The organism is Modestobacter sp. DSM 44400, assembly GCF_900107175.1.
Classification (GTDB): domain Bacteria; phylum Actinomycetota; class Actinomycetes; order Mycobacteriales; family Geodermatophilaceae; genus Modestobacter.
In genome coordinates this window covers 135,743-159,209 of the sequence record NZ_FNOZ01000004.1, presented here as the reverse complement: position 1 = coordinate 159,209, position 23,467 = coordinate 135,743, and the positions used below count along the sequence as shown (strand labels likewise).

The window sequence follows — 23,467 nt, the reverse complement described above, 5'->3', positions numbered from 1 at the left end:
GCGGACAAGGCGTACTCCCATCCCAGTACGCGGGCGCACCTGCGGGCGAAGAAGATCGCTCACACGATTCCCGAACGCAGCGACCAGATCGCACGCCGCAAGGCCAAGGGCTCGGCCGGTGGGCGACCACCGGCCTGCGATGCCGAGCTCTACAAGGACCGCAACACCGTCGAACGCGGGTTCGGCCGGCTCAAGCAGTGGCGCGCTATCGCCACCCGCTACGACAAATACGCCACCACCTACCTCGGCGGTGTCCTCCTCGGCTGCATGATCATCCATCACCGCGTCCGCAGTTAGCAGACACGCTCTAGACGGGCACCTGACGTCCTCGTCCAGCGTTCTACGCCCTCTCGCGAGCCGCTGACCTGGGAGTTTACGGTGCCCCCGGCAGGATTCGAACCTGCGACACACGGTTTAGGAAACCGATGCTCTATCCCCTGAGCTACGGGGGCTCATCGGCCACGCGGGCCGACCGGGAAGTGCGGCCCCGAGGCTAGCGGGCCGCTGGGAGAGACCGCCGCCGCGCCCGGTCGGGGAACACCCGAACGGTGCAACGCGTCTGTAGAAGCGGGCGATGGAGTGCCGCAACGGTTACCGTGTTCTGGCACACACGAGCCCCGGCATCGGTGCCGGGACGTGGGAGGTGGACAGCGCACGATGGACATCACGGTGGTCGACGTCCCGGAACGCGGACGGTTCGAGGTGCGGGCGGACGACCGGGTCGTCGGCCTCGCCAGCTACCACGTCGACGGCGACGTCATGACGTTGCCGCACACCGAGGTCGATCCCGCCATGGGCGGTCAGGGCCTCGGGACGACGCTGGTCAGCGGCGTCCTCGCCGCTGCCCGGGAGCGCCGACTGCACGTGCTGCCCTACTGCTCGTTCATCCGGCACTACCTGCACGAGCACCCTGAGGAGATCGACCTGGTCACCGAGGACGACCGCCCCACCTTCGGCCTGGCCACCGCCGACCACTGAACTCACCCGGCGGCGCGGCCGGCGGCTTCCTACGCTCGGCCGGTGCCCACCGCCCTGCTCTGGTTCCGCCGCGACCTCCGCCTGGGCGACCACCCGGCACTGCTCGCCGCCTGCGACGCGGCCGGCGCGGACGGCGACGTCCTGCCGGTCTTCGTCTTCGACGACCGCCTCTGGGGCCCCTCGGGCGCACCGCGCCGGCAGTTCCTGCTCGACTGCCTGGCCGAGCTGCGGACGGCGACCGGCGGCGCACTGATCCTCCGGCACGGCGACCCGGCCCAGGTGGTCCCCCAGCTCGCCGCCGAGGTCAATGCCAGCAGCGTGCACGTCTCTGCCGACACCGGCCCCTACGGCCGGCGTCGCGACGCGGCTGTCGAGCAGGCGCTGGGCGAGGTCCCCCTGGTCCGCACCGGCTCCCCGTACCTGGTCACCCCCGGCCGGGTCACCAAGCGCGACGGCACCCCCTTCCAGGTCTTCACCCCCTTCGCCCGCGCCTGGCGGGAGCACGGCTGGCGCGGACCGGCGCCGGCCCCCGGGTCGCTGACCTGGCACCGGGGCGCCGCCTCCGACGAGCTGCCGGCGGCCCCGGAGCTCGGCGCGGTCGCACTGCCCGCGGCCGGCGAAGACGCCGCGCACGCCGCCTGGGAGCGGTTCCGCGACGAGCGGCTGCTGGGCTACGCCGAGGGCCGCAACACCCCGGGCACCGACGGCACCAGCCGGCTCTCGGCCTACCTGAAGTACGGCTGCATCCACCCCCGCACCCTGCTCGCCGACCTGGCGGCACACGACGACGGCGGCGAGGCGGTGCGCCGCTACACCGACGAGCTGGCCTGGCGGGACTTCTACGCCGACGTGCTGTGGCACCGCCCCGACTCCGCCCGGGAGTACCTCAACCCCCAGCTGCAGGGCATGGGGTACGACTCCGGCCCCGACGCCGAGGCGCACGTGCGGACCTGGGAGACCGGCCGCACCGGTTTCCCGATCGTCGACGCCGGGATGCGCCAGCTGCTCGGCGAGGCCTACGTGCACAACCGGGTGCGGATGATCGTCGCCTCGTTCCTGGTCAAGGACCTGCACCAGGAGTGGACCCGCGGCGCCCGGTACTTCATGCAGCACCTGGTCGACGGCGACCTGGCCAGCAACAACCACGGCTGGCAGTGGGTCGCCGGCACCGGTACCGACGCCTCGCCTTACTACCGGGTGTTCAACCCGGTCACGCAGGGCAGGAAGTTCGATCCGGACGGCGCCTATGTGAAGCGCTGGGTCCCGGAGCTGCGCGGGCTGGACGCGAAGCACGTGCACGAGCCGTGGACGGCGCCCGGCGGCATCCCGGCCGGCTATCCCGAGCCGATCGTCGACCACGCCCACGAACGCCTGGTCGCCCTCGACCGCTACAACGCCGTCCGCGCCCGCTGAGGCCCGCGTGCAGGGGCCCGCTGCGAGCGTGGGGGGCAGGCGGGTCCTTTCTCAGCCGCGGGAGCGGATCCAGCCGGGCAGCACCCCGGAGTCCAGCACCTGCTTGCGCAGCGGAGCGACCAGTTCGATGAGCCGGCGGGTGCGCTCCTCCCCCAGGTGCGCCCAGCCCTGCACGGCCAGGACGTCGGTGGTCTCCTCGACCTGACGGCGCTGCTCCGCACCGGCGGCGGTGAGCCCGTCGTCGTCCACCAGCCCGCGGGCGCGGCACCGCTCGAGCCCCGCCGTCCACTCCTCGTCGGTCCAGCCGCGGGTGGTGCGCACGAACTCCAGACTGTTCGAGGCCAGGCCGCCGGTGACCAGCGCCTCGACCGGGTCCAGACCGGCGGCCATCAGCGCGGCGACGTGCCCGTCGCCACGGTGCTCACGCACCAGCAGCCCGGCGTGCCAGAGCTGCATCAGCGGGTCGGTGGGCCACCCGACGCCGCTCCAGGCGGCGAACAGCGGCCGACCGGCCGGCGACAGCCCGGCGCAGGCCTCCTGGGCCAGCGAGATGACCTCGGCGACGTCCGGCTCCCCCAGCGCCTCGTGCAGGCAGGCGGCCACCGCCTCGGCGCGGGCGGCGGCCCACGTCTCCGGCGGTGCGGCGGCCCAGACCGCCGGCACGGCGCGGTGGACCAGCGTCGGGGAGAAGACGTAGAACGTGGCGACGACGATCGCCGGGTCCACCCGGCCCAGCGGCGACGAGCGGGCGGCGAAGTACCCGGCCCGGGTCGCCGGCACGGCGAAGCGGTCGTAGGCCTGCTGAACCTGCGGGGCGAAGAAGCCGACCACGTGCAGCGTCTCCAGCGACCCCCAGGCCCGGCGGGCGAGCTGCGGTGTCATCTCGGTCACGGCGCCCATCGTGGCGGACGGCGTCCACTCGGGTGAAGCTGTGGGCATGACCGCCGGAGTCGCCCGTGCCTGAGGGCCACACCCTGTTCCGCCTGGCCCGCGAGCAGCAGGCCGCGTTCGCCGGGCGCGAGGTGCACGTGACCAGCCCGCAGGGCCGCTTCGCCGGCCAGGCGGAGCTGATCGACGGCCGGGTCCTCGACGGCGTCAGCTCCTACGGCAAGCACCTGTTCGCCAGCTTCGGCCCGGACGTCGTCCACGTGCACCTGGGTCTGTACGGCACGTTCAACGCCGGCACCGGCCTGCCGCCCGTGCCGCGCGGCGCCCTGCGGATGCGCTGGGAGGGCCCGGGCGTGGACGGCACGGGGGTGTGGACCGACCTGCGTGGCGCCACCGCCTGCGACCTGATCAACGAGGGCGAGGTGCAGCTCATCCTGGACCGGCTGGGCCCGGACCCGTTGCGGAAGAAGTCCGACCCGGACCGGGCGTTCGCGCGCATCTCCCGCAGCCGGACGGCGATCGGCGCCCTGCTCATGGACCAGGCCGTGCTCGCCGGCGTCGGCAACGTCTACCGCGCCGAACTGCTGTTCCGGCACCGGTTGTCACCGTTCCGCTCTGGCCGCGACGTCGACGCCGGCAGCTGGGCACGGATGTGGGCCGACCTGGTCACGCTGATGAAGGCCGGGGTCCGCGCCGGGCGGATCGTGACCACCCGCCCCGAGGACCGCGACCGGCGGCGCGGGGTGGCCGGCCGCACCGACGCGCACTACGTCTACCGGCGCACCGGGCTGCCCTGCCGGGTCTGCGGAACCGAGGTCCGCACCCAGGTGATGGTGGGCCGCAACCTCTTCTGGTGCCCCACCTGCCAGGCGCTGTAGCTGGCCCCTCTGCAGGGGCCCACCTCGAGCCTGCGAGAGGTGGGGGGCAGAGGGGTCCTCTTTCAGAGCGAGCCCTTGTCCGGGTCGCCGACCGGCAGCGGGGTCAGCACCCGGACGCCGAGGGGCTCGGCGAGGTCGTCGGTGATCGCGGCCAGCATGGCGGTGAAGTTCTCGCCCTCGCCGTGCACGCCCATCGCCTCCCGGCTGGCCCACTGCTCGATGAACACGAAGCCGCGCTTGTCCTCCTGGAGCGTGTAGCGCTCGCAGCCGGGCTCCTCGTGCACCGCGGGGACGGCGGCCAATAGCGCGGCACGCACCGCGTCCCGGCGCTCGGGCTTCGGGGTGACGGTGGCGACGATCAGGACGGACACGGGGTCTCCTCACGGGTGCGGGCAGCCGGGCACGCCGTCAGACCTGGCGCACACGGGTCGGGGGGACGACGATGCCGGACGTGACCGACGGCGACGCAGGCGGGGCACGTCCGCTCCGGGTGGCCGTGGTGGGCGCCGGCCCGGCCGGCATCTACGCCGCCGACGCGCTGGCCGGTCAGGACGACGTCCCGGTCGCCGTCGACCTGATCGACCGGCTGCCCACGCCGTTCGGGCTGGTGCGGCACGGCATCGCCCCGGACCACGCCAAGATGCGCGCGCTGCGCGAGACGCTGCACCACACGCTGGACCACGAGCGGGTGCGCTTCGTGGGCAACGTCGAGATCGGCACCGATCTGTCGCTGGCGGAGCTGCGGCGTCACGTGGACGCCGTCGTCTACACCTACGGCGCCTCCGGGGACCGCCGGCTGGGCATCGAGGGCGAGGAACTGGCCGGCAGCCTCGCGGCCACCGACGTCGTCGCCTGGTACTGCGGGCACCCCGACGCCGACCGGGCGCTGGTCGAGGAGGCCGTGGCCCGCGCCCGGGACGTCGTCGTCATCGGGGTGGGCAACGTGGCCCTGGACGTCGCCCGGGTGTTGTCCCGCGCACCCGGGGAGCTGCTCTCGACCGACATGCCGCAGCACGTGCTCGACGCGCTGGCCGCAGCCCCGGTGGAGCGGGTGACCGTGCTGGGCCGCCGCGGCCCCGCGCAGGCCACCTTCACCACCCACGAACTGCGCGAGCTGGACACGCTCTCCGACGCCACCGTGCTGGTCGACCCAGCCGACCTGGAGCTGGACCCGGCTGCCGAAGCCGCGATGGACCGACTCGTCGCCCGCAACCTCGCGGTGCTGCGCGGGTGGACGCAGCACGCCGGCAGCCCCGGCCGGGTCAGCCTCCGGCTGCGCTTCCACGCCCGGCCGGTGCGGCTGCTGGGCACCGACCGGGTCACCGGCGTGGAGGTCGAGCGGACGGCGGTGGACGCCGCCGGCCGGGCCACCGGGACCGGCGAGTTCGACGTGCTGCCCGCCGACCTGGTGGTGCGCTCGGTCGGCTACCGCGGGCACCCGCTGCCCGGCCTGCCGGTCGACGAGCGCTCCGGCACGGTGCCGCACGAGGCCGGCCGGCTGCTGCGTGACGGCGTGCCGAGCCCCGGTGAGTACGCGGCCGGCTGGATCAAGCGCGGGCCGACCGGGGTCGTCGGCACCAACAAGCACGACGCCCGGGAGACAGTCGCAGCTCTGCTGGCCGACGCGGAGTCCGGGCTGCTGCGGCCGGGCGGGGACGTCGACGACCTGGTCGAGACCCTGGTCGAACGGGGCGCCGAACCGGTCCTGCTGGCCAACTGGCGGGCGATCGACGCGGCCGAGGCGGCGCTGGGCGCCAGCCAGGGTCGCGCCCGGACGACGCTGCACGAGCGCGCGGCGCTGCTGGCCGCCGCCCGGGCCGCCGCCGCGGCGGGCTGACCCGTGCCGCGCTCTTCGTCGGCGCGGCGACGCTCTACGGCCTGCTGGTGGCTCGCCGCGCGGCGGTACCGGCCGCCTGTTCCGGTCCGGGTGGACGCGGTACGGCAGACTCACCTGACGTGAGCGGTTCCCCGACGACCCGAGCCCAGGTCCCCACGATCTCCTTCGCGCGCGGCGCCCCGTCGACGGACATCGTCGACGTCGAGGGGCTGAAGCAGGCCGCGGTCACCGCCTTCGACAACGACCCGGCCGGCCTCACCGGCTACGGAACCGCCGTCGGCTACGTGCCGCTGCGCTCCTGGATCGCCGAGCAGCACGGCGTTCCGACCGACCACGTGCTGGTCACCAACGGGTCGATGCAGGCCGACGCGTTCCTCTTCGACGAGTTGGTCCGCCCCGGCGCGGCGGTGATCACCGAGCGGCCCACCTATGACCGCACTTTGCTGGGGCTCAAAGCCCGCGGCGCGGACCTGCACCTGGTGACGCTGGAGGAGGATGGCCTCGACGTCGAGGAGGTGGCCGCCCTGCTCCGGGACGGCGTCCGGCCCACGCTGGCCCATGTCATCCCCAACTTCCAGAACCCGGCGGGGTACACGCTCTCGCTGGCCAAGCGCCGGCGGCTGCTGGAACTCGCCCACTCCCACGACTTCGTGGTGTTCGAGGACGACCCCTACGTCGACGTGCGGTTCAGCGGGGAGCCGCTGCCGCGGATGCTGGAGCTGGACGGCGGCGCGGACAGCGCGCACGTCGTCTACGCCTCCTCGTTCTCCAAGACCGTGTGCCCGGGCATCCGGGTCGGCTACCTGGTCGGCCCGCCGGCGATCATCGAGCGCATCCGCGTGCGTGCCACGAACACCTACATCGCGCCGAACATGGTCGCCCAGGGCACCGTCTACGAGTACGTCCGCGGGCCGCGCTTCCCCGGCGCGCTGGAGCGGGTGAAGAACGCGCTGGCCGAGCGGGTGGGCCTCCTGGACGCGGCGCTGCGCGAGCACCTGCCGCAGGCGACGTTCCGCCGTCCCGAGGGCGGCTACTTCCTCTGGGTGTCACTGCCCGAGGGTGAGGGGCACGACGTGGCACGGATCGCCGCGGAGGCCGCCGCCCGCGGCGTGGTGATCGTGCCGGGCACCGACTTCCTGCTCGAGGGCGGGGAGAACGCCTTCCGGCTCGCCTACTCCGGCGTGCAGGCCGAGGACGTCGACGAGGGCGTCCGGCGGCTGGCCGCAGCGATCGCGGCAGCACGGGGCTGAGCCGGTGATCCGACTGCCGGCCGCCGCCGCTGCCCTCCCGCCCGCAACCCACGGCGAGGGCCCGACCTGGGACGCCGAACGGCAGGAGCTGCTCTGGGTCGACATCACCGCCGGCCAGGTCCGCCGGGCGACGGTCGCGGCCGACGGCGCGCTGACCGAGGTCGCCGTGCACGAGGTCGGCGGCACGGTCGGCGTCGTCGTCCCGGCTGCGGGCGGCGGCTGGCTGCTCGGCGCCGGCCCCGGCGTCACGCACCTGACCGCGGACGGCGAGCCCCGGGTGCTCGTCGAGCTGCCCGGCGAGGGCGGCTCGGCGGAGTCCGGCGGCACCCGGATGAACGACGGCGGCTGCGACCGGGCCGGGCGGTTCTTCGTCGGCTCGATGGCCTTCGACGAGCGCGCGGGCGCCGGGGCGCTCTACCGGGTCGACCTGGACGGAACGGTCAGCACCGTGCTCGACGGCCTGACGATCTCCAACGGAACCGGCTGGTCTCCCGATGACCGCACCGTCTACCTCGCCGACTCCGGCCCCGGCGTGGTCTGGGCCTCCGACTATGACCTGGGCACCGGCACCTTCGGGGCGCGCCGGGCGCTGCTGGAGTTCGACGGGGACGACGGCGTCGCCGACGGCCTCACCGTGGACGACGAGGGCTGCCTCTGGACGGCGCTGTGGAGCGGCGGTCAGGTGCGGCGGTACTCCCCGGACGGCGAGCTGCTCGCAGTCGTCGAGGTGCCCACCGACAACACTTCCAGCTGCGCCTTCGCCGGGCCGGCCCGCGACCTGCTGGTGATCAGCACCTCGCAGCACGGGCTCACCGACGCACAGCGGGCCCAGCAGCCCGATGCCGGCCGGCTGTTCACCGCCCACCCGGGCGTCACCGGCCCGGCCGCATTCCCCTACCGCGGCCCGCTGACCGGCCTCCGCCTCGCCTGAAGAAGGACCCCCTGCCCCCCACCCCTCGCAAGCTCGGGGCGGATCCCTGCAGGGGGCCGGCTCAGGAGCCGAACGCCTCCCGCCAGGCGGGCATCAGCGACTTCTTCGTCCACTTCAGGTAGAGCTCCTGCTGGTCGCCGCCGATCTGCACCAGGGCCAGGTGGGTGAAGCCGGCGTCCGCGTAGGCCCGGGCCGCCTCGATGACCGCCTCGACGTCGTCCCCGCACGGGATGGACCCGGCGACGTCCTCCTCGCGGACGAACTGGCTGGCCGCCTCGAAACCCGCCGTCCCGGGCAGGTCGGCGTTGACCTTCCAGCCGAGGCCGAACCAGCGGAACAGCGAGTGCGCGCGAGTGACCGCCGCGGCCTTGTCGGTGTCGAAGCTGATCGGCATCTGGCCGACCCGGGGCTTGCCGGCGCCGCCCGCCGCGTCGAACGTCTCGCCGAGCTCCGCCTTCGGCTCGGTGGCGATCAGGACGTCGGCGTACTCGCCGGCCAGCTGCACCGACTGCTGGCCCGAGACCGCGATGCCAATGGGCACGCCGCCCTCGGGCAGGTCCCAGATCCGGCCGCCGTCCACCGCGTAGTAGTCGCCGTGGAAGGTGGTGTACCCGTCGCCGGCCAGCAGCTCCTTGATGATCTGCACGGCCTCGGCGAACATCTCGTGCCGGACGGCGACCGGCGGCCAGCCCTCGCCGATCACGTGCTCGTTGAGGTTCTCCCCCGCGCCAAGGCCCAGGGTGAACCGGCCCTCGGAGAGCAGCTGCAGGGTCGCGGCCTGCTGGGCCACGACGGCGGGGCGGTAGCGCAGGATCGGGCAGGTCACGTAGGTCATCAGCGGCAGCCGGGAGGTCGCCTGCGCCACCGCGCCGAGGGTGACCCAGGCATTGGGCGCGTGGCCCATCTCGTCCAGCCACGGGAAGTAGTGGTCGCTGCTGACGGCGAAGTCGAAACCGGTCTCTTCGGCGCCGACGGCGTAGGAGACCAGGTCCTTCGGCCCGGACTGCTCGGTCATCAGGGTGTACCCCAGCTGCATGCTCATGCCCCGGCGCTACCCCGCTCTCCCGGGCCGTGAACGGCCGGACGGTCAGGCGCGCTCGGCGCGCAGCGCCTCCCGGAACTTCAGATTGCCGCTGGTCCGTAGCAGCGCCCCGGAATAGACCCGGCCGCCGATCCGGACGATCCCCGCGATCGCCACGAGCATGAGGACAACAGCAGTCGCGACCTCCCACCAGGCGGCCTCCCCCGCGGCCATCCGCACCGGCATGACCATCGGCGAGAGCCCCGGCACGAAGGAGGTGATCGTGGCCAGCGTGCTGGTCGGGTCCTGCGCAGCCTGCGCGGCGACGATGAATCCGATGACCAGCAGGATCGTGGTCGGGGTCAGCACGCTGCCCAGGTCCTCCTGCCGGCTGACCAGCGAGGCCGCCACGGCGAACACACAGGCGTAGAAGGCGTAGCCGATCACGAACCAGGCGATGACGCTGACGACGGTGCCGATCAGCTGCCCGGGCAGGTCGACGACGTCGAAGGCGAGCGCCCCGACGACCCCGACCACACCGATGAGCAGCATCTGCAGCAGACCCAGCACACCCAGCCCGATGATCTTCCCGGCGAGGAGCTGCCAGGGGCGCATGGTGGCCAGCAGCAGCTCGACGACCCGGCTGGACTTCTCCTCGACCACGCCCTGGGCGACGAACTGCCCGAAGAGGATGAGCAGGAAGTACAGCAACCCGACCCCGACGAGCGCGACGACCGTGGCCTGCACCCGCTGCTCGGCGTCCGGGTCGAGGGAGACGACGTCCACCTGCGGTGGGGCCTGCAGGGCGACACCCGCGTCCGTGAGCTGGCTGGACAGCGACAGTTGCGCGACCGCACCGTGGACAACGGTCTCGGCCTGGGCGTCGCTGGTGCGCACGAGCAGCTCAGGCTGGGCGCCGGACGGGCTCAGCAGGGCGGCGTCCAGGTCCTCGGCGTCGACGGCCGCGCGAGCGGCCGCCTCGTCGTCCAGGTCGACGACGGAGACGTCGGTGCCGACCGCCTCGCCCTGGTCCCGCAGCGCCTGCTCGACGGGAGCGCTGCCGCCGACCAGGCCGATCCGGGTGGTCGACGCCCCGCTGCTGAGGGCGATCTGGAGGCCCATGACCCCCACCACCAGCAGGATCAGCACCAGGGAGCTGATCAGGAAGCCCTTGTCCCGGATCCGGGTGGAGATCTCCCGGCCGGCGACCAGCCGCACCAGGGCAGCGGCGCCCTGCGGCTGCGTGGGCGTCGGCTGACCGGGGGCGGTCAAGCCGCCAGCTCCGCGCCGGGTTCCGCGGAGGCGACCGGCGCGGCCACCGCACCTCGGAACAGCTCGACCAGGGCGGGTTGCCGCCAGGCGAAGTGGCTGACCCGGCCGGTGGCCAGGGCTGCGGCGAGCACCTGCTGGTCGTCCGCGCCGTCGGCGAGCTCCAGCACGGTGTCGCCGCGCTGCTCGGACACGACCCGGACGCCGGGCAGCGCCGCGGCCCACCCGGCGGGTGCGTCGGCGGCCACCACGCGCAGCTGGCGGCCGGACTCGGCGGCCTTGAGTTCGGCGACGGTGCCGCTGGCGACGATCCGGCCGCGGGCCAGGATGCCGACGGCGTCGCAGAGCCGCACGACCAGGTCCAGCTGGTGGCTGGAGAAGACGACCGGGACGCCGCGCCGGCACTGCTCGAGCAGCGCCTCGGCGAGGGAGTCGACGCCGACCGGGTCCAGTCCGGAGAACGGCTCGTCGAGGATCAGCACGTCTGGCTCGCTGACCAGCGCGGCGGCCAGCTGGACGCGCTGCTGGTTGCCCAGGGACAGCTTCTCCACCCGATCGCCGCGGCGCTCAGCCAGGCCGAGGCGGTCGGCCCACACCGCGGCCGCCCGCGCCGCCGCCCCGGCGTCCAGCCCGTGCAGTCGGGCGAAATAGGTGAGCTGTTCGCCGACCTTCATCTTCGGGTAGAGGCCGCGCTCCTCGGGCATGTAGCCGATCCGCCGGCGGACGGACTCGTCGACCGGGCGCCCGTTCCAGCGGACCGCGCCGGCGTCGGCCCGGGCCAGGCCCATGGCGATGCGCATGGTCGTGGTCTTCCCGGCGCCGTTGGAGCCGCAGAAGCCGAACATCTGCCCCGGCGCGACGGTAAAGGCGACCCCCTCGAGCACCTGGTTGCTGCCGTAGGCCTTGTACAGGCCGTCGAACTCGAGCACTGCTCCTCCGGAGGTCGTCGGTGCCTGCCGCCGTGCGGCCCTGGTATCGGCCGCACCACTTTCCATGTCGGAAGAAGTGGCGTATCGCTTTCCAACTCGTCAAGTGATCACCGCGCGTGTCGCCGTCCGGTCCGACACCCGAACGTAGTGGCTGCTTCGCGCTGCGCCCAGGCGCATCGCGTCTCCGCTACCGTGCCGCCCACCGACGCACAGCGGGAGGTACGTCCTGACGCACGTCCCGGCGGGCGCCGCTCCCGTCGAGCCCGCGGCCCGGCTGCCGGCGGACTTCTGGCGCCTCTGCGGCGCCGGGGTCGTCTCCCGGTTCGGCAGCGGCATCGTCGCGACGGCCACGCCGCTCCTCGCGGCCACGCTCACCCGGGATCCCCGGGCGATCTCGCTGGTCGGGTCTGCGCCGGCCTGCCCTGGTTGCTGCTCGCCCTGCACGCCGGTGCGCTCGCCGACCGGTGGGACCGGCGCCGCGCCATGTGGATGTGCGACCTGTGCTCGGCGGTGCTGTTCTGCGGCCTCGCCGCGGTCGTCGTGTCCGGGCGGACGACGTTGTGGGCCATCTGCATCGTCGCGTTCGCCGGGGCGTCGATCCTCACGCTGTTCGACAGCGCCCCGCAGGCGGCCCTGCCCTCGATCGTCCCGGGCGCGCTGCTGAGCCGGGCCAACAGCCGGCTGTACACGGGCAACGTGCTGGCCGCCCTGTTCCTCGGCCCGCCCCTCGGCAGCTGGCTGTTCCATCAGGCGCCCGGCCGCGCCGTTCCTGGTCAACGCGCTGTCGTTCGTCGGCTCGGCCGTCCTGGTCATCGCCCTCCGGACGACGATCGCCTCCCGCGCGCCGGCCGGCCCCGGGTTGATGCGCGAGATCGGCGAGGGCGTCCGGTGGCTGTGGCGGCACCGCCCACTGCGGGCCCTGGTGCTGTTGCTGACGGTGTGGAACCTGGTGGAGAACGCCTACGTCGCCGTCCTCGTGCTGTACGCGCTGGAGGTGCTACACGTCGGTGCCTCCTTCTACGGGCTGCTGCTCACCGGTCTGGCGGTCGGCGCGGTCGCCGGCGCGGCAGCGGCCCCGTGGATGGAACGGCGCTGGGGCACCGGCGGCGTCATTGCGCTGACCGTGGTCGTGGACGTGGTGGCCACCTCCGGGCTGGCCGTCACCCGGGCGGCGCTGGTCGCCGCGGCCCTGCTGGGCGTCGTCGGCTTCGGCGCCTTTGCCTTCAACGTGGTGTCGGCGACCTACCGGCAGACCGCCGTTCCCGATGCCCTGCGCGGGCGGGTGACCAGCGCCTACCGGTTCGCCACCTGGGGCGTGACGCCGCTGGGTGCCGCGCTGGGCGGGCTCGTCGCCGCCGGCTTCGGGCTGCCGGCCGTGTTCCTCCTCGCCGGGGTCGTGCTCACCGCCGTCTCGGCGCTCACGCTCCCCCTGCTCACCAACCGGCGGCCGGCCGCGGGCGCGTGAGCGCTTCGCGCTGCGCCGGTCCGCCGACTCAGGTGTCATCGACCCCATGAGCGAGCGCAATCACCCGGCCCAGGTGCCCGACGGCGTCGGTCTGGCCGGGCTAAGGGAGGCAGCGGCCGGCTGCCGCGCGTGCGAGCTGTGGGAGCCGGCCACCCAGACGGTCTTCGGCGAGGGGCCCGAGACCGCGCGGATCGTGTTTGTCGGCGAGCAGCCCGGCGACCAGGAGGACCGCGCCGGCGAGCCGTTCGTCGGGCCGGCGGGCAAGCTGCTGGACCGGGCGCTGGCCGACGCGGAGATCAACCGCCGGGACGCCTACGTCACCAACGCGGTCAAGCACTTCCGGTTCACCCCGACCCCGAAACGGCGGATCCACCAGTCCCCGGGCGCGGAGCACCTGATGGCCTGCCGGCCGTGGCTGGAGGCCGAGTTCGCCGTCCTGGCTCCGGAGATCGTCGTCTGCCTCGGCGCGGTCGCCGCCAAGGCGCTCATCTCACCGTCGTTCCGGATCACCAAGGACCGCGGCCGGCTGTTGCCCTGGACACCGCCCGGGGTGCCCGCCGCGGAAGCCGGGGACGACGAGCCGGAGGAGGAGGTGCCCGCGCAGACCTGGATGCTGGCGACCGCGCACCCCTCCGCCGTCCTGCGGACCCCCGACGAAGGCCGGGCCGCCGCCTACGACGCGCTCGTCGCCGACCTGCGGGTGGTCGCGCACGCGCTGGCCTGACCCGCCCACCGTCGTGCGCTCGTCGACGGGTCAGAAGCCGCGCGGACGACGATCACCGCACAACGGCGGCGAAGCTCAGTCCTCCTCGCCCGGGTCGGGCAGCCGCGCCCCGGCGGCCAGCTTCGAACCGGCCTCGACCTTCGCCTGACGGCCGACCAGCGTGATGTCGCCGTCCCCGCCGACCACCGCCCCCTCCCCCACCTCGACCAGGTCGTCGAGCACCGAGCGGGTCACCGTCGCGCCGGTCCGCACCCGCACGCCGGGCAGCAGCACCGAGTCGACGACGGTGGCACCGGCCTCCACGACCACCCCGGGCGAGAGGACCGACCCGGTGACCTGACCGGCGACCCGGGTGCCGCCGGAGACCAGGCTGTCCTCGACCGTCGCGCCGCGGAGCAGCCGGGCCGCGCTGTGCCGGCCGCCGCGGGTGTGCACCGGCCAGCCGGGCTCGTCCAGGTCGATCGGCGGCTCCTCGGACAGGAAGTCGCGGTGCGCCTGCCAGTACGCCGGGATGGTGCCCACGTCCCGCCAGTAGCTCTCCAGCCGGTGCGCGCGGGCCGCGCCGTCCCGGGTCTGGGCGGGCAGCAGGTGGCTGCCGAGGTCCTCCAGCCCGTCTTTCCCGACCTGGTGGCTCAACGCCTCGAGCCGGTCCAGCGTGGGGGTCGGGGTGAAGACGAAGACCTCGTTGGTGGCCGTGGTGGTCGCCGGCTCGTCGGGCTTGTAGGCGTAGTCGCTGACCCAGCCGCCCTCGCCGAGCTGCACGATGCCGTAGCGGGAGGCGTCGTCCGGGGCGACCTCGGTGGTCACCATCGTGACCTCCGCGCCGGACTGGAGGTGACCGTCGACCACCTCGCGGTAGTCCAGCTTGTAGACCGCGTCGGAGCTGACGACGACGAGCGCGTCGGCGCGGAACTGGCGGATCAGCTCAGTCTGCCGCCACAGCCCGTCAGCGGTGCCCGAGGTCCAGCCACCCCGTTCGGTCCCCTGGAACGGCGGCAGCGTCATCAGCCCGCCGGAGGTGCGGTCCAGGTCCCAGGGCCGGCCGTTGGCCAGGTGGTCCGACAGCGAGGTCGGGTGGTACTGCACCGAGATCCAGACGTCGGAGATCTGCGAGTGCTCGCAGTTGCTCAGCGGGAAGTCGATGAGCCGGTAGACCCCGGCGAAGGGGACGGCGGACTTGGCGCGGTTCTCGGTCAGCAACTCCAGGCGGCCGCCGGCACCACCGGCGAGCACGAGCACGAGGATCCGGGGAAGCGTCATCCCCGCCCGCTACCCGGCGACCCGGGACTCACGCCCGCGTCAGCCCGCGACCGGCCCGGCGATCGTCGTCCGGGCGCGTTCGGCGTACTCCGTCGCCCGGGAGGCGCGGAACAGCCAGAACGACGGGACGACGACCGCGACCACCGCCATGAGCACGACGATCACCACACCGCCGGACACCATGGCCACGCTGACCCCGAACGCGCTGGCCAGCACCCCGGCGCGCAGGTCGCCCAGCCGGGGACCACCGGCGACCACGACGATGAACACGCCCTGCATCCGGCCGCGCATCTCGTCCGGCGCCGCGGTCTGCAGCATCGAGGAGCGCAGCACCGCGCTGACCATGTCGCCGGCGCCGGCCACCGCCAGGCACAGCACCGCCAGCCACAGCGAGTTCGCCAGGCCGAAGCCGACGATGGCCACGCCCCACACCGCGATCGCGCCGAGGACCACGGCGCCCTGCCGGTCCACGTGACTGACCCAGCCGGAGCTCAAGCCCATGAGCAGCGAGCCGATCGACACACCGGCGAACAGCCAGCCCAGGCTGTTGGCATCCCCGGCGAAGACGGTCTGGGAGAGCTCCGGGAAGACCGCCTGCGGCCAGGCGAACAGCATCGCGATGACGTCGACGACGAAGGTCATCAGCAGCACCGGCTGCGTGCGCAGAAAGGCGAACCCCTCCCATACGCCGCGCACGGCCGCGCGCAGACGCAATGGCCCGGCCCCGCCGCCCGGCGGCAGCGACGGCAGCCCGCGGAGCAGGAACACCGCCGCCACGAATCCCAGGGCGTCGATCGTATAGGTGATCGGGAGGTTGCCGACGCCGATCAGCACGCCGGCGAGCAGCGGCCCGACGATGACCCCCATCTGCCGCACGGTCATGGCCAGCGCGTTCGCAGCCGGAACACCCTCCTCACCCACCAGGGCCGGGATGACGGCGCTACGGGTCGGCTGGTTCACCGCCGCGAACCCGGACACCGCCGCGGTGAGCACCCAGAGCACGGCCAGGTTCCCGTTGCCGGGCAGGAGTGCCTGGACCGCGAGCAGCGCGCTGGTGACCGCCGCACCCACCGAGGTGATCAGGATCAACTTCCGGCGGTCCATGGCATCGGCGATCGCCCCGCCGAGCAGGCCGAAGACGACCAGCGGCACCAGCGCGACCATCGAGGTGACGCCGACCATCAACGAGGAGCCGGTGAGCTCGTAGACCTGGTACGGAACGGCGACCAGCGTCATCTGCTGGCCGAGCATGGTCACCGCCACGCCGCCGAAGAGCCGTCGGTAGGGGCGGTTGCGCAGCGGCGTGGTGTCGATCGCCCAGCGGCGACGACGCACCGGCTGGGGCTGCGCGACCGGCCCCCCACCCTCGAGCGGGTCGACGGGCGTCGGCTCCTGAGTCCGGCCGAAGTGGCCACTTTGGCCGGACTGACTGTCGCCGGGGACGGTCACGGGGCCAGGCGCCGCACGACCCAGCCGCCGCCCTCCTCGTCATCGCGCACGAACTTCAACCGGTCGTGCAGGCGGTCGTGGCCGCCCTGCCAGAACTCCACGGTCCCGGGCACCACCCGGTAGCCGCCCCAGGCGTCGGGACGGGGCAGCTGGCCCGGCGGCGTCGCCACGTCCAGGGCGTGGACCCGTTCGACCAGCTCGGCCCGCGACTCGACCACGGTGGACTGGATCGAGGCCGCGGCGGCCAGCTGGGAGCCGCGCGGGCGCGGGTCCCACAGCGCGTCCGACGCCGTCGGGCCGATCCGCTCGACCCGGCCGGTCACCCGCACCGAGCGCTGCAGGGCGTGCCAGGGGAAAACCAGCGCCGCCCGCGGGTTGACCGCGAGCTCGGCGGCCTTGGCCGAGGCGTAGCTGGTGCCGAAGACGAACCCGTCGGCGGCGTAGCCCTTCATCAACACGATCCGAGCGTCCGGCGCACCGTCGGCGTCGGCGGTGGCGACCACCATCGCGTTGGGCTCGGGCAGCTCCGCGGCCACCGCGTCGGCGAACCACCGGTCGAACTGCTCGACCCAGGTCGCGGCCAGAGTCTGCTCGGACAGGCCCCCGTCGTCGTAGTCCCTGCGCATGCTGGTCAGGTCTGGCACGGCCGCCATGCTGTCACCGCCGGGGAGGCCGGCAGAGGGCGGCCGGTCCGTTCCGCACCGCCCGGGTGCACCGGCCGGCGGGCAGGCGCCTAAGTTGTCGGCTGTCATGGGCGGACCTGCGCCACGACGCACCACCCCCGCTGCAAAGGAGCATGCGAGATGGCCGACGACTTCGTACCCGGCCTGGAAGGCGTCATCGCCTTCGAGACCACCATCGCGGAGCCGGACAAGGACGGCGGCGCACTCCGGTACCGCGGCGTCGACATCGAGGATCTCGTCGGCAAGGTCACCTTCGGCAACGTCTGGGCGTTGCTGGTCGACGGCAAGTTCGGCTCGGGCCTCCCGCCGGCCGAGCCGTTCCCGATTCCGGTGCACACCGGCGACGTCCGGGTCGACGTGCAGGCCGCGCTGGCGATGCTGACCCCGATCTGGGGTTACCGCCCGCTGCTGGACATCTCCGCCGAGGAGGCTCGCGAGGAGCTCGCCCGGGCCGCGGTCATGGCGCTGTCCTACGTCGCGCAGTCCGCCCGCGGCATCGGCATCCCCGCCGTTCCGCAGAAGCGGATCGACCAGGCCGCCACGATCGTCGAGCGCTTCATGGTCCGCTGGCGCGGCGAGCCCGACCCGGCGCACGTGGCCGCCGTGGACGCCTACTGGACGTCGGCCGCCGAGCACGGCATGAACGCCTCCACCTTCACCGCCCGGGTGATCGCCTCCACCGGCGCCGACGTGGCCGCCTCGCTGTCCGGGGCCATCGGCGCGATGTCCGGCCCGCTGCACGGTGGCGCGCCGTCCCGGGTGCTGCACATGCTGGACGGCGTCGAGCAGTCCGGGAACGCCGACTCCTACGTCAAGGACCTGCTCGACCGCGGCGACCGGCTGATGGGCTTCGGCCACCGGGTCTACCGCGCCGAGGACCCCCGCGCCCGCGTGCTGCGCCGCGCCGCCCAGGAGCTCGCGGCCCCCCGCTTCGAGGCCGCCCTCGCGCTGGAGCAGGCCGCGCTCAAGGAACTCCGCGAGCGCCGTCCCGACCGTCCGATCGAGACCAACGTCGAGTTCTGGGCCGCCATCGTGCTCGACTTCGCCGAGGTCCCCAGCCACATGTTCACCTCGATGTTCACCTGCGCCCGCACCGCCGGCTGGTGTGCGCACATCCTGGAGCAGAAGAACACCGGCCGCCTGGTACGGCCTTCGGCCCGCTACATCGGGCCCGACCCGCGCAAGCCCGAGGACGTCGAGGGCTGGGACACCGTCCAGACCAAGTCGATCAGCCAGGCCACCCCCGCCTGAAAGAGGACCCCCTGCCCCCCGCCACTCGCAGGCTCGCGGCGGGGCCCTGCAGGGGGCCGAGGCCTTGCCGTGGCCACCACTTCGAGAGGCATAGCGCGCATGAGCATCACCATCCCCGCCGACCTGCTGCCGAAGGACGGGCGGTTCGGCTGCGGCCCGTCCAAGGTCCGCCCGGAGGCACTGGCCGCCCTCGCCGGGCCGGGGGCCGCACTGATGGGCACCTCGCACCGGCAGGCGCCGGTGAAGAACCTGGTCAAGCGGGTGCGGGAGGGGCTCACGCAGCTTTTCGACCTGCCCGACGGGTACGAGGTGGTGCTGGGCAACGGCGGGACGACGGCGTTCTGGGACGCCGCCACTATCGGGCTGATCCGCACGCAGAGCGCGCACGGCACCTACGGCGAGTTCTCCGCCAAGTTCGCCAGCGGAGTCGCCGAGGCGCCGTTCCTGGACGCCCCGGTGATCGCCAAGGCCGCCCCCGGCTCGCTGGCCCTGCCCGAAGCCCAGGCCGGCGTCGACGTCTACGCCTGGGCGCACAACGAGACCTCCACCGGCGTGATGGCACCGGTGCTGCGGCCGGCCGGCGCCGACGAGGGCTCCCTGGTGCTCATCGACGCCACCTCCGGCGCCGGCGGCCTGCCGGTGGACGTGCTGCAGAGCGACGTCTACTACTTCGCACCGCAGAAGTCCTTCGCCAGTGACGGCGGGCTGTGGATCGCGCTGATGTCGCCGAAGGCGCTGGCCCGCGTGTCCGAGATCAGGGCCTCGGGGCGCTGGATCCCCGGCTTCCTGGACCTGTCGGTCGCCGTCGACAACTCCGCCAAGGACCAGACCTACAACACCCCCGCGGTGGCCACGCTGTTCCTGCTGGCCGACCAGATCGACTGGATGCTGGGGCTGGGCGGGCTGTCCGGGGCGGTGGCACGCAGCACGGACTCCTCGAGCCGGCTGTACGGCTGGGCGGAGAAGACCTCCTACACCCAGCCGTTCGTCACCGAGGTGGCGGAGCGCTCGCTGGTGGTCGGCACCGTCGACTTCGACGAATCGGTGGACGCCGCCCTGGTCGCTGCGACCCTGCGCGCTCACGGGGTCGTCGACGTCGAGCCGTACCGCAAGCTCGGCCGCAACCAGCTGCGCGTCGGCATGTTCCCTGCCGTTGACCCCGACGACGTCAGCGCGCTGACCGCCTGCATCGAGCACGTGGTCGGTCGGCTCTAGCCGCCGAGCAGTACTCGCGTCATCCTTCGGGCATGCCGAAGGTGACGGTCTCCCTGCCCAGCGACCTGCTCACTGACCTCGACCGTGAGGCGGCCTGGCGTGAGCTGGAGCAGCAAGATCCCCAGGAACTCGATGCCGCGCTCGACCGGGCCCGGGTGGCGATGCGGGCGGCCGGGTCGTTGGACGCTACTGGCCTGATGCGAGCCGAGCGTGGTCGGTGACCCTGCTGATCGACACGTCCGTCGTCCCCACGTGGGTACACGAGGAGGGGAAGGCCGAGGTCGAAGCGGCGCGCGAACTGCTGACCGCCCATCGCGCCGGGGACCTCGTCAGCTATGAGGTGGGCAACGTGCTCCTGCGCGCATTACGGCAGCCGGCTGCGGTTGTCGACGAGCACCTGGACCTCTCCCGCCGACTGTGCGGGCCGTTCGTGCATCCCGCGCCTTCGTGGCTCGCCGAGGCTGCCGTCCGCGGCGAGCAGCACGACCTGATCTGCTACGACGCCAGCTGGGCCGCGGCAGCACGGGCGCTGGAATGTCCCCTGGTCAGCGCCGATCGTCGAGCCTCCTCAGTCGAGCTCGAGGGCCAGACGGAGCGAGTCGTTCACCTGCGCCAACTCGTCGCAGCTGAGGTGGCCGACGAGCTCACCGAGGCGCTCCCGCGCCACTGCGGTCGCCTGCTCCACGAGGACCTGCGTCTGCTGGTCGTTCACCGTGATCGTCGGACGGAAGACCCGGGGCAATGCCGAGCGGGACGTGGGAGCCACGAGGACGGTCGACAGCAGCAGATCATCGGACTGCACCACGATGGCGTACCTCGCACCGCGCTCCTCGCTGCCGCGAGCGTCACGGGGAGCACGCAGGCGGTGGACGTCACCGCGCACGCAGCTCGTCCATCTCCGCCAGGACCCGTCGGCTCTCGGCGAGGTCGGCCGGGTTCCCGGCCGCCTCCAGCGACTCCCGCCGCATCGCCTCGCGCCGGCGTAGCCGGACGGCGTCGACCAGCGCCTGACGGATCGCGTCGGACACGGTGGAACCGTCGGCGGTCAGCTCCGCCAGAGCACGCTCGGACCGCTCATCGGTCCTGAAGTTCACGACAGCCACGGTGGCGAGCGTACTGCCGAGCGTCGGTTAATTGTCTTACGCGCACAAAGTGGACACACGCCTCCGCCCTCAGGCCGGCAGGATCCAGGTGTCCTTGCTGCCGCCGCCGCGGCCTGAGTTGACCAGCAGCGACCCCTCGGTCAGCGCCACCCGGGTCAGCGGCGCCGGCAGCGCCCTGGTGCTGGTGCCGGCCACCGCGAAGGCGCGCAGGTCGACGTGCCGCGGGGCGACCAGCCCATCGACCACCGTGGGCACGGTAGTGACATCCACCGGCTCCTGGGCGATGAACCGGTGCGGCGTCGCGGCGACCACGGCCTCCAGCTCGGCAAGTTCCGCGGCCGAGCACAGTGGCCCGAAGACCACGCCCTGCCCGCCGTACCCGTCGACGGGCTTGACGACCAGCTCGTGCAGTCGGTCACGGACCGCGGCGTGGTCGGCGGCGTCGGCGAGCACCCAGGTCGGCACCGAGGACAGCACCGGCTCCTCGCCGAGGTAGAAACGGATCATCTCCGGCACGTACCGGTAGGTGACCTTGTCGTCGGCCACCCCGTTGCCCGGCACGTTCGCCAGCGCCAGCTGCCCCAGGCGCACAGCTTCGCCCAACAGCACGTCGACCGGGGTGCCGGTCGGGGTGAGGTGGGCGGCCAGCCCGGCCTCGTCGAGCCGCCGGTAGAGCACGTTCACCGGCAGCCGCCGGCCGTCGACCTGGACGGCGACCCCACCGGTCGGCGTGGGCCACAGCGTGTCAGGGGTGACGATCGGGATGCCCATCGCCTCGGCCAACAGCTGGTGCTCGAACCACGCCGCGTTGTGCCGGCCGTCGGTGAGCAGCCCGAGCTGCGGCGGCCCCTCGCAGCCCGGTGGGGCGGCGTCGACCAGCGCCGCGCGGAGGACGTCGACGGCCTCGTGCGGGTCGGCCAGCCCGGCGGCCGACTCACCCAGGTACAGGCCCGGCAGCGCGGCCGCCGCGCTCTCGCGGTTGCTGATCGCGTAGCCGATGCCGGCCGGGACGCGGAGGTCGTCCGCCAGTGCGACCCAGCCGTCGGGCCCGTGCAGCAGGTCCAGGCCGGACACGGTGATCCGCTGCTGGCCAGGCCAGGCCAGTCCGACCGCGCCGGGCCGGTGGCCGGGGCTCGCCGTGACCACCCGGGCCGGCAGCACCCCGGCCCGCACCGCCTCCGGTTCGCGGTCGGCGTCGGTGCGCCGTCGTCCGGCAGGCCGGTAGACGTCGGCCAGGAAGGCGTTCAGTGCGCGGGTGCGTTGCTCGACGCCCCGGGTCAGGTGCTCCCAGTCCGCGGCGGGCAGCACCCGCGGCACCGGGCACAGCGGCAGCGGCCGCTCCTCGAGCCGGCCGTCGACGAAGCTGCCGACGACCACGCCGCGGACGCGCCGTTCCCTGGCCATCTCCCCGACCGCGGCGGCCAGGCCGACCCCGCCCAGCTCGTCGAGGGCCCGGAGCGCCGGTTCGTAACCGGCCCGCAGCGTGCCGTCGGGTTCGACCGCCTCGTCACCGGGCGAGCCGGGATAGCGGGCGAACACGCCGGCGGTATCGGTCATCGAGGCCTCACAACCACCGATCGAACCACCGGGAACCCGCTTGGTCAGCCCACGACACCGTCCCGTCCTCCCACGGTGTGACCTCCGCCGGCCGCAGCAGTCGGGCCGGCGCACCCGTGCCCCCGCCGGCCAGAGTGGCCACAATGGCTGACTTCTCTGCGCTGCGCGACCGGGCGGGCACGCTCGGTCGGGGACTCTGTGGGGGCGTTGTCGAGCCGACGCGCCGGACCGGGCGTGTCTGCGCGTGGGGCGCGTGCGACGCAGATAGCCTCGCGGGACGGGTCTGCTCCCCCAGGCCTCCCCGATCCAGCTGGAGGACGTCCCTCATGCGCTCCTTGCGCCTCGTGGCGCTCTCCGACGACGGCAAGCACCTGGTGCTGGCTCCGGACGGGCCCGAGTCCGGCGATCCCGCCGAACGGTTCCTCGTCCCGATCGACGACCGGCTCGGGGCCGCGGCGCGCGGTGACGCCCACCGGGTCGCCCAGATCGAGATCGAGGTCGGCAACTCGCTGCCTCCGCGGGTGATCCAGGCCCGCATCCGCGCCGGGGAGACCCCAGAGCAGGTCGCGCACTCCTCCGGCACCTCGGTGGAGCGGATCATGCGCTTCGCGCACCCTGTCCTGCAGGAACGCGAGCGGGTGGCCGACCAGGCCCGCGACGCCCGCGTGCGGCTGTCCGAGGGGACGCCGTCGGTGCCGCTGGAGCAGTTCATGTCCGAGCGCCTGCGGCTGCTGGGCGCCGACCTGGACGCCGTCCGCTGGGACGCCCACCGCAACGAGGACGGCACCTGGCAGGTGCGCGCCGCCTGGCGGGCCGGCCACAAGTCCGGCACCACCCGCTGGAGCTTCGACCTCCCGGCCAAGACCGTCACCCCGGTCGACGCCACCACGATGGACTTCGCCGAGGGCACCCGGCTGGTGCGCGTCGTCCCCGACGTCCCGGCCGGCATCCCGGCGGCCGACCCGCGCCGGCCGATCTCGGTCGCCCGCGGCGGGTCCGACCCGGCCGACGCCGACGCGATCACCGACGCCGACGACCTCGTGGTGGAGGAGATCGCGGACGCCGAGGAGGGCGTGCGCAACGTCGTCCCGGTCGACGGCAACCCGGTCGACGTCCTGCTGTCGGGCTCCGACGTCGGGGACGACGACCTGGCCACCCGCGACACCGTGGTGCTCGGCAAGCTCGGCGACGGCGAGACCGAGGACCCGCGGGCTCGCATCCCCGCGTGGGAGGACATCGTCTTCGGCGTCCGCCGGCACCGCTGAGCCGAGGGCCACGCCCTGCGCGGCTGAGCCAACGGCACGCCTCCGGCGGCTGAGCCAACGGCACGCCTCCGGCGGCTGAGCCAACGGCACGCCTCCGGCGT

Annotated in this window: 24 protein-coding genes, 1 tRNA gene and 1 pseudogene; 14 read left to right on the top strand and 12 right to left on the bottom strand. The window is 73.6% G+C overall.

Annotated features, from left to right (window positions below; all coding sequences use genetic code 11):
* The coding region (locus BLW04_RS05040) for a transposase (RefSeq protein ID WP_139306733.1) at nucleotides 1-297 on the top strand (297 nt) is incomplete at its 5' end.
* Between the two features lie 82 nt (nucleotides 298-379).
* Here BLW04_RS05040 and BLW04_RS05035 read toward each other — a convergent pair.
* A tRNA-Arg gene (locus BLW04_RS05035) sits at nucleotides 380-452 on the bottom strand.
* Nucleotides 453-657: 205 nt separating this feature from the next.
* Here BLW04_RS05035 and BLW04_RS05030 point away from each other — a divergent pair.
* Both BLW04_RS05030 and BLW04_RS05025 read left to right on the top strand, forming a co-directional pair.
* Nucleotides 658-978 carry a GNAT family N-acetyltransferase gene (locus BLW04_RS05030; protein ID WP_091537673.1) on the top strand — a complete coding sequence of 107 codons (321 nt, stop codon included), beginning with the start codon at nucleotides 658-660 and terminating at the stop codon, nucleotides 976-978.
* 42 nt (nucleotides 979-1,020) lie between these two features.
* Nucleotides 1,021-2,391 (top strand): cryptochrome/photolyase family protein, encoded by a 1,371-nt coding sequence (locus BLW04_RS05025; protein WP_091537672.1) that lies wholly within the window; start codon nucleotides 1,021-1,023, stop codon nucleotides 2,389-2,391.
* Between the two features lie 51 nt (nucleotides 2,392-2,442).
* Here BLW04_RS05025 and BLW04_RS05020 read toward each other — a convergent pair whose 3' ends face one another.
* Nucleotides 2,443-3,273 carry an SCO6745 family protein gene (locus BLW04_RS05020; protein WP_371327771.1) on the bottom strand — a complete coding sequence of 277 codons (831 nt, stop codon included), beginning with the start codon at nucleotides 3,271-3,273 and terminating at the stop codon, nucleotides 2,443-2,445.
* Nucleotides 3,274-3,347: 74 nt separating this feature from the next.
* Here BLW04_RS05020 and BLW04_RS05015 point away from each other — a divergent pair, with 74 nt between their 5' ends.
* Entirely contained in the window at nucleotides 3,348-4,157 is an 810-nt protein-coding gene (locus BLW04_RS05015; protein ID WP_091537670.1) for an Fpg/Nei family DNA glycosylase, read from the top strand.
* Nucleotides 4,158-4,219: 62 nt separating this feature from the next.
* Here BLW04_RS05015 and BLW04_RS05010 read toward each other — a convergent pair whose 3' ends face one another.
* Nucleotides 4,220-4,528, bottom strand: a complete 309-nt coding sequence (locus tag BLW04_RS05010; protein ID WP_091537669.1) for a putative quinol monooxygenase — start codon at nucleotides 4,526-4,528, stop codon at nucleotides 4,220-4,222.
* 80 nt (nucleotides 4,529-4,608) lie between these two features.
* Here BLW04_RS05010 and BLW04_RS05005 point away from each other — a divergent pair, with 80 nt between their 5' ends.
* The 3 genes from BLW04_RS05005 to BLW04_RS04995 all read left to right on the top strand — a co-directional run bounded on the left by BLW04_RS05005 (nucleotide 4,609) and on the right by BLW04_RS04995 (nucleotide 8,175).
* The gene (locus BLW04_RS05005) at nucleotides 4,609-5,994 is read left to right on the top strand and encodes an FAD-dependent oxidoreductase (RefSeq protein ID WP_254781064.1); all 1,386 of its coding nucleotides are present in this window, start codon (nucleotides 4,609-4,611) and stop codon (nucleotides 5,992-5,994) included.
* A gap of 119 nt (nucleotides 5,995-6,113) precedes the next feature.
* Nucleotides 6,114-7,244 carry an aminotransferase-like domain-containing protein gene (locus BLW04_RS05000; RefSeq protein WP_091537667.1) on the top strand — a complete coding sequence of 377 codons (1,131 nt, stop codon included), beginning with the start codon at nucleotides 6,114-6,116 and terminating at the stop codon, nucleotides 7,242-7,244.
* A gap of 4 nt (nucleotides 7,245-7,248) precedes the next feature.
* Entirely contained in the window at nucleotides 7,249-8,175 is a 927-nt protein-coding gene (locus BLW04_RS04995; protein ID WP_091537666.1) for an SMP-30/gluconolactonase/LRE family protein, read from the top strand.
* A 61-nt stretch (nucleotides 8,176-8,236) separates the two neighbouring features.
* On the opposite strand, the gene BLW04_RS04990 is transcribed toward BLW04_RS04995, so the two are convergent.
* From BLW04_RS04990 to BLW04_RS04980, 3 genes are read right to left on the bottom strand one after another with little or no spacing between them, the layout of a single operon-like run.
* Nucleotides 8,237-9,217: a TIGR03557 family F420-dependent LLM class oxidoreductase gene (locus tag BLW04_RS04990; RefSeq protein WP_091537665.1), complete on the bottom strand. Its 981-nt coding sequence runs from the start codon at nucleotides 9,215-9,217 to the stop codon at nucleotides 8,237-8,239.
* 45 nt (nucleotides 9,218-9,262) lie between these two features.
* Entirely contained in the window at nucleotides 9,263-10,468 is a 1,206-nt protein-coding gene (locus BLW04_RS04985; protein WP_091537664.1) for an ABC transporter permease, read from the bottom strand.
* Nucleotides 10,465-11,394, bottom strand: a complete 930-nt coding sequence (locus BLW04_RS04980; RefSeq protein WP_091537663.1) for an ABC transporter ATP-binding protein — start codon at nucleotides 11,392-11,394, stop codon at nucleotides 10,465-10,467. Before BLW04_RS04980 ends, BLW04_RS04985 begins: the two co-directional genes overlap by 4 nt.
* A 147-nt stretch (nucleotides 11,395-11,541) precedes the next feature.
* Between BLW04_RS04980 and BLW04_RS29465 the strand changes: the two are divergent.
* From BLW04_RS29465 to BLW04_RS04965, 3 genes and pseudogenes are all read left to right on the top strand, one after another.
* Nucleotides 11,542-12,054 (top strand): annotated as a pseudogene (locus BLW04_RS29465) (MFS transporter); the annotation flags it as partial.
* A gap of 85 nt (nucleotides 12,055-12,139) precedes the next feature.
* On the top strand, nucleotides 12,140-12,859 hold the full coding sequence (locus BLW04_RS28055) for an MFS transporter (protein WP_091537662.1): 720 nt from the start codon (nucleotides 12,140-12,142) through the stop codon (nucleotides 12,857-12,859).
* Between the two features lie 46 nt (nucleotides 12,860-12,905).
* On the top strand, nucleotides 12,906-13,583 hold the full coding sequence (locus BLW04_RS04965; protein ID WP_091537661.1) for a UdgX family uracil-DNA binding protein: 678 nt from the start codon (nucleotides 12,906-12,908) through the stop codon (nucleotides 13,581-13,583).
* A gap of 75 nt (nucleotides 13,584-13,658) precedes the next feature.
* Here BLW04_RS04965 and BLW04_RS04960 read toward each other — a convergent pair whose 3' ends face one another.
* The 3 genes from BLW04_RS04960 to pdxH are packed head-to-tail and all read right to left on the bottom strand — an operon-like array spanning nucleotide 13,659 to nucleotide 16,945.
* Nucleotides 13,659-14,843: a glucose-1-phosphate adenylyltransferase family protein gene (locus BLW04_RS04960; protein ID WP_091537660.1), complete on the bottom strand. Its 1,185-nt coding sequence runs from the start codon at nucleotides 14,841-14,843 to the stop codon at nucleotides 13,659-13,661.
* Nucleotides 14,844-14,882: 39 nt separating this feature from the next.
* Complete coding sequence (locus BLW04_RS04955; RefSeq protein ID WP_091537659.1) at nucleotides 14,883-16,292, bottom strand: MFS transporter; 1,410 nt, start codon at nucleotides 16,290-16,292, stop codon at nucleotides 14,883-14,885.
* Complete coding sequence (pdxH, locus tag BLW04_RS04950; RefSeq protein ID WP_091537658.1) at nucleotides 16,289-16,945, bottom strand: pyridoxamine 5'-phosphate oxidase; 657 nt, start codon at nucleotides 16,943-16,945, stop codon at nucleotides 16,289-16,291. The genes BLW04_RS04955 and pdxH overlap by 4 nt, the downstream gene beginning before the upstream one ends.
* A 150-nt stretch (nucleotides 16,946-17,095) precedes the next feature.
* Between pdxH and BLW04_RS04945 the strand changes: the two genes are divergently transcribed.
* The 3 genes from BLW04_RS04945 to BLW04_RS04935 all read left to right on the top strand — a co-directional run bounded on the left by BLW04_RS04945 (nucleotide 17,096) and on the right by BLW04_RS04935 (nucleotide 19,662).
* A complete protein-coding gene (locus BLW04_RS04945) occupies nucleotides 17,096-18,226 on the top strand; it encodes a citrate synthase 2 (RefSeq protein ID WP_091537657.1) in 1,131 nt (376 codons plus the stop codon).
* A 99-nt stretch (nucleotides 18,227-18,325) separates the two neighbouring features.
* Nucleotides 18,326-19,441 (top strand): phosphoserine transaminase, encoded by a 1,116-nt coding sequence (gene serC, locus BLW04_RS04940; protein WP_091537656.1) that lies wholly within the window; start codon nucleotides 18,326-18,328, stop codon nucleotides 19,439-19,441.
* Between the two features lie 32 nt (nucleotides 19,442-19,473).
* Nucleotides 19,474-19,662 carry a hypothetical protein gene (locus tag BLW04_RS04935; RefSeq protein ID WP_091537655.1) on the top strand — a complete coding sequence of 63 codons (189 nt, stop codon included), beginning with the start codon at nucleotides 19,474-19,476 and terminating at the stop codon, nucleotides 19,660-19,662.
* Between the two features lie 347 nt (nucleotides 19,663-20,009).
* Here the strand turns inward: BLW04_RS04935 and BLW04_RS04930 are convergent, their stop codons facing one another.
* The 3 genes from BLW04_RS04930 to BLW04_RS04920 form a co-directional block, all read right to left on the bottom strand.
* Nucleotides 20,010-20,324, bottom strand: coding sequence for a type II toxin-antitoxin system PemK/MazF family toxin (locus BLW04_RS04930; RefSeq protein WP_091537654.1), 315 nt, complete (start codon nucleotides 20,322-20,324; stop codon nucleotides 20,010-20,012).
* The gene (locus BLW04_RS04925; protein WP_091537653.1) at nucleotides 20,314-20,535 is read right to left on the bottom strand and encodes a hypothetical protein; all 222 of its coding nucleotides are present in this window, start codon (nucleotides 20,533-20,535) and stop codon (nucleotides 20,314-20,316) included. Before BLW04_RS04925 ends, BLW04_RS04930 begins: the two co-directional genes overlap by 11 nt.
* Before the next feature lie 78 nt (nucleotides 20,536-20,613).
* A complete protein-coding gene (locus tag BLW04_RS04920) occupies nucleotides 20,614-22,101 on the bottom strand; it encodes a circularly permuted type 2 ATP-grasp protein (RefSeq protein ID WP_091537652.1) in 1,488 nt (495 codons plus the stop codon).
* A gap of 326 nt (nucleotides 22,102-22,427) precedes the next feature.
* Between BLW04_RS04920 and sepH the strand changes: the two genes are divergently transcribed.
* Entirely contained in the window at nucleotides 22,428-23,366 is a 939-nt protein-coding gene (sepH, locus tag BLW04_RS04915) for a septation protein SepH (RefSeq protein ID WP_091537651.1), read from the top strand.
* Nucleotides 23,367-23,467: the final 101 nt, after the last annotated feature.

What these genes read in the sequence shown, in the direction of transcription:
- BLW04_RS05030 (WP_091537673.1), top strand. Translation starts at nt 658, where the DNA reads ATGGACATCACGGTGGTCGACGTCCCGGAACGCGGACGGTTCGAGGTG.
- BLW04_RS05020 (WP_371327771.1), bottom strand. Translation starts at nt 3,273, where the DNA reads ATGACACCGCAGCTCGCCCGCCGGGCCTGGGGGTCGCTGGAGACGCTG.
- BLW04_RS04990 (WP_091537665.1), bottom strand. Translation starts at nt 9,217, where the DNA reads ATGAGCATGCAGCTGGGGTACACCCTGATGACCGAGCAGTCCGGGCCG.
- BLW04_RS04965 (WP_091537661.1), top strand. Translation starts at nt 12,906, where the DNA reads ATGAGCGAGCGCAATCACCCGGCCCAGGTGCCCGACGGCGTCGGTCTG.
- BLW04_RS04960 (WP_091537660.1), bottom strand. Translation starts at nt 14,843, where the DNA reads ATGACGCTTCCCCGGATCCTCGTGCTCGTGCTCGCCGGTGGTGCCGGC.
- pdxH (WP_091537658.1), bottom strand. Translation starts at nt 16,945, where the DNA reads ATGGCGGCCGTGCCAGACCTGACCAGCATGCGCAGGGACTACGACGAC.
- BLW04_RS04945 (WP_091537657.1), top strand. Translation starts at nt 17,096, where the DNA reads ATGGCCGACGACTTCGTACCCGGCCTGGAAGGCGTCATCGCCTTCGAG.
- serC (WP_091537656.1), top strand. Translation starts at nt 18,326, where the DNA reads ATGAGCATCACCATCCCCGCCGACCTGCTGCCGAAGGACGGGCGGTTC.
- BLW04_RS04935 (WP_091537655.1), top strand. Translation starts at nt 19,474, where the DNA reads ATGCCGAAGGTGACGGTCTCCCTGCCCAGCGACCTGCTCACTGACCTC.
- BLW04_RS04920 (WP_091537652.1), bottom strand. Translation starts at nt 22,101, where the DNA reads ATGACCGATACCGCCGGCGTGTTCGCCCGCTATCCCGGCTCGCCCGGT.
- sepH (WP_091537651.1), top strand. Translation starts at nt 22,428, where the DNA reads ATGCGCTCCTTGCGCCTCGTGGCGCTCTCCGACGACGGCAAGCACCTG.